10 protein-coding genes are annotated in these 12277 nt (G+C 46.9%); all 10 read left to right on the forward strand.

Annotation, left to right across the window (positions count from 1 at the left end):
• The first annotated feature begins 151 nt into the window (after positions 1-151).
• Entirely contained in the window at positions 152-337 is a 186-nt protein-coding gene (locus Q0991_RS15845; protein ID WP_299489987.1) for a hypothetical protein, read from the forward strand.
• Entirely contained in the window at positions 337-1557 is a 1221-nt protein-coding gene (locus Q0991_RS15850; protein ID WP_299489990.1) for a hypothetical protein, read from the forward strand. The genes Q0991_RS15845 and Q0991_RS15850 overlap by 1 nt, the downstream gene beginning before the upstream one ends.
• 2 nt (positions 1558-1559) lie before the next feature.
• Positions 1560-2306, forward strand: coding sequence for a hypothetical protein (locus tag Q0991_RS15855; protein WP_299489993.1), 747 nt, complete (start codon positions 1560-1562; stop codon positions 2304-2306).
• Positions 2307-3716 carry a hypothetical protein gene (locus tag Q0991_RS15860; protein WP_299489996.1) on the forward strand — a complete coding sequence of 470 codons (1410 nt, stop codon included), beginning with the start codon at positions 2307-2309 and terminating at the stop codon, positions 3714-3716.
• A gap of 421 nt (positions 3717-4137) precedes the next feature.
• The gene (locus Q0991_RS15865) at positions 4138-5667 is read left to right on the forward strand and encodes a hypothetical protein (protein ID WP_299489999.1); all 1530 of its coding nucleotides are present in this window, start codon (positions 4138-4140) and stop codon (positions 5665-5667) included.
• Between the two features lie 182 nt (positions 5668-5849).
• On the forward strand, positions 5850-6803 hold the full coding sequence (locus Q0991_RS15870) for a DNA/RNA non-specific endonuclease (protein WP_299490001.1): 954 nt from the start codon (positions 5850-5852) through the stop codon (positions 6801-6803).
• 498 nt (positions 6804-7301) lie between these two features.
• Positions 7302-8876, forward strand: a complete 1575-nt coding sequence (locus Q0991_RS15875) for an alpha-amylase family protein (protein ID WP_299490004.1) — start codon at positions 7302-7304, stop codon at positions 8874-8876.
• Between the two features lie 231 nt (positions 8877-9107).
• Positions 9108-9611, forward strand: a complete 504-nt coding sequence (locus Q0991_RS15880; RefSeq protein ID WP_299490006.1) for a hypothetical protein — start codon at positions 9108-9110, stop codon at positions 9609-9611.
• Between the two features lie 341 nt (positions 9612-9952).
• Entirely contained in the window at positions 9953-11065 is a 1113-nt protein-coding gene (locus Q0991_RS15885) for a family 10 glycosylhydrolase (protein WP_299490007.1), read from the forward strand.
• A gap of 172 nt (positions 11066-11237) precedes the next feature.
• A complete protein-coding gene (locus tag Q0991_RS15890; RefSeq protein WP_299490009.1) occupies positions 11238-12173 on the forward strand; it encodes a hypothetical protein in 936 nt (311 codons plus the stop codon).
• Positions 12174-12277 lie beyond the last annotated feature (104 nt).

Raw genomic sequence — 12277 nt, forward strand, 5'->3', positions numbered from 1 at the left:
ACTCACATCTAGGATGGAGACATTTTGCTGTCCACTGGTGAGGAAATTGCTCAAGCATCCTGACTTTCTCTCTGTCTAAAGTGATAAAAGAGGGATAGACGCCACCACCACCCAAGATGTTGCTAAAGCCTTTCTCTCCGTATCCGCTCAGATGGGAGGATTCCAAGCCATTCAAACCATTAATGGGGAACAGGAAAAGCTAGACCGAGCCTTATTGCTCAATCAAATCGCTAATGTCTCCCAAACCAATGACGCCATCCGACGAGGACGAGACTCAGAGACCAACGCCAACGCCATCCGCCTGATCCACCGTTCCAGAATGAGGACTCGTTTCTAATGACCGCCTATACATCTCCTCATAAGCTGCCTGACTGGTATCAATGGGCCAAACGCCGAAACTTCACCCCCCCCAATCTCCTAGACTTTATCTCCCCCACCCCCGTTGACTACGATTGGTCCTGGCGTACCTGGTGGAAACCCCTCTTTGTCCTCTGCTTTCTGCATGGCCTCGTGGCCTCTACACTTCCTGCCTATGCCAAAGTCGATGTCCTCAAGATAGACCGCAAATCTCAACTGTCCAGTGCTGCCACCTCCGAAGCCTTTGAGGTGTTCTGGATCGATAACATGCCTCAATGGATGTTTCTGATTCGGGTTGCCCTGACCATTGTTGGTGTGTTTGCCCTGGTCTGGTATGCGGTGTGGTTAGCCAAGAAAGCCGATAGCATTGGAGCCTTTCCCTGGGAACAGATAGTCATACCCGTAGTTCTGCTTGTCGTGATCAACTCCGGTGATCTGATGGCGATGAGTGCCAACAGCACCCGCAGAGTCAACAATAAGTTAGGAGAGGATGTCCTATCTCTGGTTGATGCCCAATCTAAGACCGAACAAGCCAGAGCTATCACCTCTTACCCCGCTGTCATGTCGGCTCAGATCAAACAGTGTGATGGCATTCCTCCCGGTGAACAGCAATCGCTCTGTTTCAATGCTGCCGCCGAAGTGGGCACTGAACTGCTTGAAATCGACCGCCAGCGGTTTGGCGACCAACCCTGGATTCAGGAAAAACAACAAACCTTAAACAAGCTCCAGGCCAGCGGTTCTGCCAACGTCAAGGATCTAGGTCTCCTGGAAGAGTTGGGAACAGCCTTTCTCAGTGGCTTTGAAGAAATCCTGATGTTTTTCCTAGATATCTTGGGGGAAGGCTTCCAAGTCCTAATTGAATATGGCTACATTCTGACGGCCTTCCTGCTGCCACTGGCGCTACTGCTGGGATTCTCCCCACTGCAAGCCATGCCGATTATGGCCTGGGGTGTTGCCATGTCCTCCATTGGATTACTGAAGTTTTTCTACAACCTAATCGTGGCAATTGCAGCGGACATCCTCATGTCTGGGGGCAGTGTCCTTCATGCCGTGTTTGCAGTGGTCAGTGGACTATTGGCCCCACTGCTGACGGTGGGACTAGCCGGGGGAGGTGGCCTCACCATTATTCTGGCAATTCTCCAATTCTCATCCTTTGCTGCGAACCAGCGGCGAGGTCACCGATCATACTCAGGAGCTTAACGATGGTTGCGATACCCAAAACCAAAAAAGGGACGCTGATCAGTTCCCTACAAACGGGGGATTATTTGCCCCATCTTGCTATCTACGCTGTTGTGGTTAGCACTATCTCAGCATTAGCGGTTCTCTCGCTAGCAATCTCCTTTGCCAATATCGCTAAGAAGAAGGATCCAGTCCTTGTACAAACTCTGAATGGCCCGGTCCAGGTTCAAGCTGAGCATCACCTGTCTCGTTCTCCTCAATCTATCCAAGACTTTGCTGGGATAGTACTCTCCCTGTCCTTCAACTGGACGGGAAAAACCATTGATGAATATGGCGCACAGGTCAAAGACGAAGGGGTGGACTTCGGCAAACAAAACCGCATCTCTACCTTGGCCTATGAGACATCGGGGGCCTTTACCACTGATTCGCGGCTGCGGTCTCAGGTGCTAGCAAAAATTGCGGAATGGTCAGACCCTGCCTATCTCCAGGGGACGAAACAACATCGAATTGAAATCAAGAAAATTACCCTGCCCCGAAAACTTCAGCGTCCGGGTCATTGGTCTGTGGGGGTTGTTGCCAACCGGGTGATTACCCAAGACCGCAACACGGAAGTGATGACGTTTAACCGGAAGCTATACATTCGCGCAATCCCGGTGATTGAGGATCCATTCCCGGAAAGTGAAACCCCTGAGAGCAAAGCCTTCTTCAACATCAGGCAGTACGGCCTCGAAATCTATCGCATGGAAAAATTCACTCGGGAGGATGTTTAAGTGAACAAACTGACATTGCTCAAATCGCTGTATGACGATGAACCAGAAACAATATCAGAACCAGTAGGCACCCTTCTAGAGGAGAAACCGACAGCGAAACCCGCATATGAGGATCCGTATGCCGAGATTGACCCTATTGATGAACACACCCAACGACCTCGGAGTGAATCCCCTTGGCTGAGGACTTCGTTTTGGGTGGGCTGTGTTGCCGTCAGTGCAACTATCTTATTGTTCTTGTTCTCCCAGTTTGATATCAACAAGTTCTCAAAGTCTGGTTCTCGCAATGTCGCCGCTAAGCCCGCAGAGGAGGAACAGTGGGTACCTGACGAGAAAATCGAGATTGATAACGATGAAACGAAGCTGGCCTTTGCGGATCAGGATGTGGCCCAAGAACGAGCTGAGTCAGTGATGACGGCGAAGAAGCTTGAAGCTGAGATGTTAGGGAGTAAGGAAAACAAGACACAACAGCAATCCAATACTCAGCAAGCCTCTGTCTCACCCCGAAATACCGTGACCCTTCCCCGGTCCCGACCCTATCCGCCTCCGTCAGTACCCAGCACCCGTCCCCGAACGGTTTACAGAGTCCCTTCCAGACCCCGATCCCAGACCCCAGCCTCTAGACCCGTCCCCATTGCCCAACCGAAACCACCTAAGAGGGCTGTAACACCCTCATCCCCTCAAGCTCAGGTCAATTCAGAGTTGGACGCAGCAGCTCTCTATGCCTCCATTGATAACATCGGCACCTATGGGGGCATGGATTATGGAAATACTAGTCAGGATTCAGGTCAATCCTTCAGCAATGGGTTTGACCAAGGGGGTGAGCCGTGGATGAGTCCCGGTGATGCGATTTCTGCTCAGTTGGAGACCCCTATTTTCTGGAGTGCAGACCGGGTGCAAACCTCGGCATTAGCGGTTGTCACTCAAGGCAGTGAGTCGATCCCTGCTGGGACCAAAGTCACTGTATCGATGGGTGATGCCAAAAGGGACAGCTCCAAGCTAGTGGCTTTATCCCTGACCAATATCGTCGTGGAAGGTCAGGCAGTGGCGGTGAATGGTCAAACCTCTATTACGGACGAGAAGGGAAAGCCCCTGGAGGCCAAGCGAAAGGGGGCTGGTTCAAAAATCCTGCCTGTCATCGCTAAAACCTTGCTGGGTGCCGCTTCTACGGGAGCAGATAGTACCAACCGTCCCACCTCCATCACCTCGACGACGGGAAGTTTTACCTCTAGCGTTTCTCAGATTGGGGAGAATGATGTTCTCGCGGCCCTGGTCCAAGGGGGCACCGATGCTTTACTCGGAGATTTGAATCAACGGAATCAAGCGGCCTTGCAGGAAAACCAGGGGAGAGAGTTCTTTATTCTCAAAGCGGGGACGGCGATGAGGATTACGGCGATTGGGTCTGTGAGGTAGAGCGAATTGTTAGCTCTCTCTTTTTATCAATAAATATCTACTTGGCAGTTTTGAAGAAGTGATCTGCTTATATTGCAGTATCTTGAGTACATTCTCAATAAACTCATAACCAAGACAACACAAAAGAGCACGAAAAAGCATTGTTATTCTAAATTCTTTGCTTTTAGACTTCAATTAGTCACTCCATGAGGTATTTCAATGGTGTTTGGAATTGCTGTGGCTATACTTTCGTTGTGGCTTTTTCAGGATTGGGTGATCACCGGCAGCGTACAAGTCTTTCAAGATCTTGATCTTGGTCTAATCAAGCAAACGCAAGGGACGCTCAAAATACGCTGTTGGTTTTATGCGTTAATTAATTCTCCCGAACCTGGTTGAGTAACGTTAGTGAAACGAATCACCTACCACCTAGGACAAAGAAAAAATGCCAATTATCGACTATCCACCACCGAAGTATATCTCCGATGAGGACGACGCTCGTTTCCTTCGTAGCCACTTTGGAACATCTATCACGGATGAACAGATTTTTGAAAACATCTACGGTGGGCGTCCACTTGAAAAATTATATCGGTCCATTGATTTCGAAAATGTTGATGCTGCAAACCTTACAGCGACAATTCGCCTAACAGAATCTCCTAAATCATTAACCGACTTGGTGGTTGAGAGTGTATCGCTACGGCAGTTTTTGGTCGCAGGCAAGCATTTGCGGAATTGGTATAAATCAGTCGATCCGTCTAAATGGATTAATGACGACAATATTTGGGAAGATGGTGAGAACCACTGGGACGACTTCGAGGATTCCCAGTATCAACTGGAACTATGCCACTCGGAAGTTCGCCGCTGGAGTATCTTCTTCCGTCGAGGTGGAGATGACCTTGGTGGTGCCGTCATCCGTGCAGATAGCAGCATCACACAAATCGAATTGATTAATAACTGTACTCTTGAAAACGCTTTCGAGTTTCGTATTATTTACAATGGATCAACCTATCATGGTTCGTTCGGAAGATTGAGCGGTGACGCCTATGAGAAGCTATCTCGCTATCAAGCGGGAAGTGTGGGCGAACAGTTCCTACCCTTCGCTGATGGCATCCATAGCTTTGGGTTTGGCCCAGGGACGATCTACACTGACTTTTATGAATGGGGGCCTGAAAATACTGACCTGAGTGCGGATGATACGCTTACCATTTCACTCGATCGGTATCGTTCCATTGACGACAGCGCGTCATCTGCGTCGGTGCCATTTCAAATCGAATTGGGCGAAATCGACTATCAGCGCTGGGGGCAGCAAAGTGAGTACTATCAAAAACCAATCGTCCGCCGACTGTTTTTTGGTTATGTTTCAGGCGATGGTGTGTTTTCAAAAACACCGCCACTCACATACGCTTCCATTCGCGACGCTCGCGAAGTGATTTTACCCAACTTCGGTACAGATGGAGTCTACAATCTCACTAAAAAAGGTCTTCTTTCAAAGCGCGGCTATAGTTGGCTGTATGATTTTGACTCTTGCACTATTCGCACACTGGAATCTGGGAAACACGAAGTGGAGTTTCTCAGATCGAATTATCCAACGGAGTTTCAACTCAGAAGACTGGTGTTCGGGAACATTGACCTACATTATGCTGGTAGCGATTCTGAAGTTCCGCAGTATCCACGCTCGCTCACAATCCACCGTATTGGGTACGATCCACGACCGACGACGCTCAATTACGATCCAGATTTCCGACCGAACGTAGCACCAGATGCGGCGGGACGATACGCGTTTCTCCTCGCGGGCTCAATTATCAGTGGCTCCTCCAGCTACGTCACTCCCGAATCCTTCGGTGTCGAGCGTCTCATCCTTTCGCGTGATTACTGCGACCCGAGCATCCTTGTCGTCGATGCAATCAGCTTTGAGCGCATTCTCCCTGTGTGGCAGGTACGGGTTAAATTGCCATCGACCTTGAACAATATGTGAGCTAAGCGGCTTAAAAAGTGGAAGCGTATGTCAAAAACCAATCAGATGGTTGTAGCTGACCAACCGCTGAACCGGAGCGGCGACAGGGCGTATGTTCGCTGCTCAGAGGTTGAAGACCGTCGTCCTTTTAGCTGAGGCGTTATGCGGCTCAGTTTTCCGACCGTTAATATGTGGAGTTACTTATGCCATACGATCCCGAGTTTATTTCTGGTCATGTCATTCCCCTTCCCACTCCCATTGACCGAGTAATCGCGTTGGCATTTGAAGGGGACTATATCCACCACTCGCGCCATTCGCTGTTATTCAACCGGGAACGTGGTTTCGCTTTTATTACTGCCCATAACATCGATGGAGCTACGCTATCGTCGTCCCAGTTCACAAATCGTGATTTCGATGAGGATCCGAAAATTCAACCCGCGTCACTTCAGGTTGATAACAATCGTGGTTATCGCCAGAGCCGGGATGGTGTCTTCGGTCCTAACCCTTGGGATCGGGGGCACTTGGCACGACGCAAGAGTCTCTCTTGGGGCGATCAAGCGGAAGCCTCAATTGCCGAACTCGAAAGCGACTTTTGGTCCAACATTGCCCCACAACATGGAAACTTACATGATGATGCATGGGGAAAAATCGAAGACTGGATGCTAGACCGTGTTGAAAGTGGCGGACGACGAGCCTGTGTCTTTACGGGACCAGTGTTCACTGAAGACGATCCTGAACACAAAAACGGTCCTAACGAAGTCCCGATCCGCATTCCAGCTGGATTCTGGAAAGTGATGACTGTCGAATTGAATGGAGCGATGCGTTCGGCTAGTTTTCTCGTCTGGCAACGTGACTATGATAGTGAGGATCCGCTACCTTTTGCGCCTGTATTGGAACAGGTCCGATTGACAACGATCGAAGTACTTACTGGACTGACTTTCCCAGCGTTGCGTCCATTTGATCCGCTGTTGTTTGACCAGCAAGGACGCAGGCGAGATACGTCAATCTCAAGGGCACGCGAAATGCTTCGAGGGCGTATGTTAAGGCCCTTTGAAGCTGCACGAGAGGTCGATTCGGAGCTTGGAGAAGACCTACTACTTGAGGCCACATCACCTGGGACTGCGGCGATCACGTCAATGCGGGACATTGTGCTTTAACTTAAGGTGCGCCAATCGACATTCCCATTACACCACTTATTAACTTGCAGTATCTTGATTAGGTTATTTAACAAGCTTAATGGCCAAGACAACACAAAAGAGCACAAAAAAGCACTTTTATTTTTATTTGTTACCAATAGAATTCAACTAGTAGTCCCGTAAGCTGCTTAAGTTGATATTGATGATTCTGCTGGTTAGACTTCCGAAAGCTCCTTTTTCCATATTATGAGATTACCTATAGCAATCATCCCTTGCTAGTCCTGGTCTTTAGCCTATAAGACCCATGCAACGGAACGCTCAAACATAAACAGCAAGTGAGCATTCTGAATTCCCGTTTGTGCACCTGATGGCGTGGCTGTTAAGCTCTCTAAAATTCATATCAAGTTTTTGATTAGGACGTTGCAGATAATAAGTTGATTCGATATTTGCAAATGTAGGCACTTATTACACAACGTGAGCACTATCTTACCTTTCCCAAAAAATAAGGAGAACTTTGGAATGAAGCGCCTTCGGATGAGGAAAATATTGATTGCCCTAATTGTAATTTCAGGCCTTTTTCTTGTCCAATTTCCGCCACCTGTTCTAGCTCAACCTTCAAGCGACCCTCGTACAGCTTTTGTTCACTTGTTTGAGTGGAAATGGACAGATATTGCCAACGAATGTGAGAATCACCTCGGCCCAAAAGGCTATGCTGCAGTTCAAGTTTCGCCACCGAATGAGCATGCCGTCATCAATAAACCAAATGAGCGCTTTCCTTGGTATCAAAGATATCAACCCGTTAGCTACAGGTTGGATAATAGTCGCAGTGGCACATTAGCTGAATTCCAAGATATGGTCTCACGCTGCAATGCTGTGGGTGTGGATACTTATGTGGATGCTGTAATTAACCATATGACGGCTGGTGATAATGTTGGGAGTAATGGTTCTAACGTAACGAAATACAACTATCCTGATGTACCCTATGGGCCTCTAGATTTTCATGTTGATCAAGTAGACTGCCCTGAATGCTGTGATCGAGGAATTAAAGGCAGTGACTATGGAACAAACCCGAATAATGCCGTTCGTCGTTGCGAGTTAGTTGGTCTCGCAGATCTCAATACGACTCAAGCAAATGTTAGAGGGACTATTGCAGATTATTTGATTTCTTTAGCCAATATTGGTGTGAAGGGATTCCGTGTTGATGCAGCCAAGCATATGAATCCTGAAGATATCGATAATATTATCCAAAGAGTTAATTCCCAAGTTAATCCTGATCCCTACTTTTTCCTTGAGGTGATTAACCGAGGCAATGAAGCCGTAAAGGATGTGGATTACTTCGGCGTTAATGGTGGTCAAGCGGATATCACAGAATTTAATTATGGAGCCAAGGTAGGTCAAAAATTCCTTAATTCTCCTTACAACGACAACAGTGGTCGCAGAGAAAATATATCTGAATTGGAAACTCTCGGTCCTTCATGGGATTTATTGGATAGCACACGAGCAGTCATCTTTACGGATAATCATGATGAGCAACGGAAAGGAGAACCGTTTGTTACCTTCAAAAATGGAACGCTCTATGACCTAACCAATGTGTTTATGTTGGCATGGCCCTATGGTTATCCCAAGGTGATGTCTAGCTATGAATTTAGTAGTTTTAATCAAGGGCCACCGTCAGATGGTAGCGGCAATACAAATAATATTTACGCAGATGACAGCGATTCCCCAAATTGTTTTAACGAGTGGAAATGTGAACATCGCTGGCGTCCTATTTCCAATATGGTGGCGTTCCGAAACTACACCCAGCCGAGCTTTTTCACGACGGACTGGTGGGATAATGGTCAAAATCAGATTGCCTTTGGTCGAGGTGATCGAGGGTTTGTGGTGATTAATCGTCAAAGTGGTCCTGATTTGTCCCGCTCTTTCCAGACCAGTTTACCGGCAGGAAGCTATTGCAATGTGATTCAAGGTGATTATGATTCTGGAAGCAACACGTGTTCTGGGGATACGGTTGTTGTCGATACGAATGGTCAAGCACAGATCACAGTCCAGCCCTTTTCAGCAGTAGCAATATACGGTGGAGCCAAGCTGAGCTAGTACTAAAGGTTTCAGCTTTAGTGTGATCGCTGATATTGTGGGCTGGGTTTTCTTTAATCAAACCAGCCTTTTAACTTTTACAACCACAACTTTTTATTCTGCGACCGCGATTACTGCTTAATTATCTAGTTTCACCTAAACCAAGGTATGGATATGGTTAGAACTTCAAATCTTCGGGTCGGGTGAACTGGGATATTTGCCTGATGTCAACTTTTTGATTAAGAGCATAGTATGTCTGAAAAAAAACCGATAGAAGATATTAAAGACCACTTAAATCATTTTCGGTCGATTGCTTTGTTTCTTCAAATTACATTTATTTTCTTGGGTTTAGTATCTGTAACATCTTCTTTGATAGTAGCAACTTTTTCTGGAGAGCTAGAAGATAAAGGATATTTGAAAGGTGTTGCATTTACGGCAGCGATATCATCAGCAATCATTAGTCGTTTTAGTTTGGATCGCAAAGCATCAGATGTAAGAACAGCTTGGAGAATCCTAAACGTTGCACGAATCAAGCATGAGCTAGAGCTAGAGGACATAAGCTATCTAATTGATCGCTATGCAGAAGCAGAAGATACTGCTGGCCATGTCGTCTTTAACCCACCACAGCAAGAGGCACGTGCACTCAAGTTGGCGAATGATGATCTAAAGCAAAAACTTGCTGACTTACAGCAACGCATGAAGGAAATCCAGACGAATGATGATAATGGCAATGGTGGTTCTCCACCTCAAAACTAATGTTTTGAGCTTATTGTTACCTATCTCCTACCCTTTGACTGACGCATGTTGACATAGTGATTTCTTAATATCAGTTATACAGAAGTAGTTTTCCTTGTGTTGTCTTACGCTGCATGTAACCGAATGCTCGGCTATCACTTTTCTGAAATAGGTTTGAGATTATCTCTAATGCCTGGGATGCTGACAGTTAGACCTCATCAATAGTAGTGAGTAAATTTAGTTAGTGTTTACGTGAGGTTGGGTGTTTACCTGGAAGTTTAGTGCCTTTAGTTAGTGTTTACGTGAGGTTGGGTGTTTACCTGGAAGTTTAGTGCCTGATGGTTCTTGATAGGAGATGAAGAATGGCTGAAGTGCGTGGTGTTTGGATTGCTAACGTCGGAAGTTCAGTCTTGAATTCTGAAGATGAGATAAAAGTTGCACTTGATAACCTGAAAGCGAAAAACTTTAATCTTGTTTTCCCAGTAGTTTGGCACAGTAGCTTAACACTTTTCCGAAGCTCTGTAATGAAAGCCCACGGTTTTGATGAAATTCATCCCTCCTATCAAGCTACAGGATTTGATCCACTGGAGGTAATGATCACAGAAGCCCATGCAAGAGAAATCAAAGTTATTCCCTGGTTTGAGTTTGGTTTTGCTGCCTCCCATGCTTCTGATGGTGGTGAGATTTTGATGGAAAATCCAGACTGGAAAGGTATTGATGGTGGAGGTAGAAATCTTAGAAGTGGCGAACTCACCTGGATGAATCCTTTTCATCCTGAAGTACAGGAATTTATGATTGACCTCATTGTTGATTGTGCTGCCAATTATGATGTTGATGGAATTCAAGGTGACGATCGTTTACCTGCCTGTCCCTATGATGGGGGCTATGATCCTGTGACAGTTGGTAGATTTGGTTCAACTCCACCTCCAGTGCCTGTTAATCCACAAGATGGTAATGCAGATTGGAAGGAATGGACCAAGTGGCGCGCCGATGACCTGACTGAATTTCTGAAACGATTGCATCGAGATATTGAGGCTGTAGGAAGTCGTAGGGGAAGAGACGTTACTCTATCCCTATCCCCTAACCCTTATCCTTGGTGCAGAATCTTTTTTTGCCAAGATACTAAGGAATGGGTAACTCAAAAACTAGTTGACACAGTTCATCCCCAGTTCTATCGACCCACGACTGCTAGATATCAACGTGAGGTTAACAATCTCATTAAGCATTTTTCAAAAGAGAGAAATATGTTTTCTCCAGGGATTTGCTTTAGACACGAAGACACTGGTACGACACTTACAGCTAATACCCTTCAGGAATGTGTCGAGATTAATAGAAGTGCAGGTTTAAGTGGACAAGTGTTTTTCCCGTATGAGGGGCTATTAAATAATGTTGGTGGGGTTAATATTGGGGATGCTTTGAGCGCTTCAGGAGGAGTTTTTGAATATGCTGATACGCTTCCTGACATTTTTGCTTGATCCAACTTTTAACTCCGCAGTTGATTTATCTAGCCCTGTCGCACTGGGCCTTATATTTCTCTGGCATCGACGCTCTTAAAATCTGTTTGCACGTCATCACTCATCTCAAGGTTAAATCCTTGGAGATCTCGTTGAATCCGTAGACTCTCATAGGTCCATCGGAGTCAACCCAATGAAGACAACCTTACTCCTCACAACAGCAATCATCCTCACCCCATTGTCGGCCCTGGCTGTAGTTCAAAGTATCAGCCTAGCCGATGCCACAGAAGGGATTGCCCCTACCATCAATGTCTGCCCTGGCAAGGGATACAACATCTCATTTCTGAATATGCCTGGGGGTGTGGCCTGGGCCAAGATTGATGATCCCAGCCAGGTTCATGTCTCCTTTGAAACCAGGGAGATCAGCAAATCGCCCGCCCAATTGATCCATCTCCAACGAATTGAACAACTGAACTTTCGGGGTATCCCCAAAGCTCCCCAAACTCTGCTAACGGTCTTCACGACCTCACAACAATTGCTGCGGTTTAACATCGCCTATACCTGCCCCAACCGCTTTGATACGGGAATCATCCGGGGTGCCATTGTCACCCGCAGACCCAAACAGCGAATAAAGCCCAAGGATCCAGTGATTGCGGTTCCCGAGGCGAAAGTCTCAGCGGATCCACCTGGGCCTCAAGTCTTGTTTTCCAAGCAATACGTTATCGAGGGAAGCTTTAAGAATCTGTATGGATTCCAACCTAAGGAAGAAACTCAGCAGTCTTCAACTGAACCGGATCAAGTCGCTGTCCCTACCATCGAAAATCCCACACCAAAACCCAAGCCCACCAAAACTGCAAAAGCCCCCGTAGAGCTACCACCCTCTAAAATTGCTTGGCATCTGACTAGAGGACTTCATCAAGCCAACCTCAAAGGCGAAATCAACTACAACACCTACACCTACAGACGTTGGCAATCCATCATTGCCAGAGTACGGAGAAAGCAGGATCTTCACACTGCAATTAAAGCTGTCGTTCCCAGAAGAAAACACAAGGCTTTCCAGAAAACAGGGGTGATTCTCCTGCGGTATGGGGGACTGGAAGACCCCTCATCGATGCTCACCGACTCATAAGCAAAGACGGAGGGCAGCATCATGCTACAAAGCTTAATCCTTGCACCGTTATTATTTGGTCAGCATTTCGGGACGGATGCGGGGCTGCAATACAACCCATCGTT

Source organism: Acaryochloris sp. IP29b_bin.137 (genome assembly GCF_028285745.1).
Classification (GTDB): Bacteria; Cyanobacteriota; Cyanobacteriia; order Thermosynechococcales; family Thermosynechococcaceae; genus Acaryochloris.

Coding starts and splice junctions, on each gene's coding strand:
- Q0991_RS15845 (WP_299489987.1), top strand. CDS start 152: ATGGGAGGATTCCAAGCCATTCAAACCATTAATGGGGAACAGGAAAAG.
- Q0991_RS15850 (WP_299489990.1), top strand. CDS start 337: ATGACCGCCTATACATCTCCTCATAAGCTGCCTGACTGGTATCAATGG.
- Q0991_RS15855 (WP_299489993.1), top strand. CDS start 1,560: ATGGTTGCGATACCCAAAACCAAAAAAGGGACGCTGATCAGTTCCCTA.
- Q0991_RS15865 (WP_299489999.1), top strand. CDS start 4,138: ATGCCAATTATCGACTATCCACCACCGAAGTATATCTCCGATGAGGAC.
- Q0991_RS15870 (WP_299490001.1), top strand. CDS start 5,850: ATGCCATACGATCCCGAGTTTATTTCTGGTCATGTCATTCCCCTTCCC.
- Q0991_RS15875 (WP_299490004.1), top strand. CDS start 7,302: ATGAAGCGCCTTCGGATGAGGAAAATATTGATTGCCCTAATTGTAATT.
- Q0991_RS15880 (WP_299490006.1), top strand. CDS start 9,108: ATGTCTGAAAAAAAACCGATAGAAGATATTAAAGACCACTTAAATCAT.
- Q0991_RS15885 (WP_299490007.1), top strand. CDS start 9,953: ATGGCTGAAGTGCGTGGTGTTTGGATTGCTAACGTCGGAAGTTCAGTC.
- Q0991_RS15890 (WP_299490009.1), top strand. CDS start 11,238: ATGAAGACAACCTTACTCCTCACAACAGCAATCATCCTCACCCCATTG.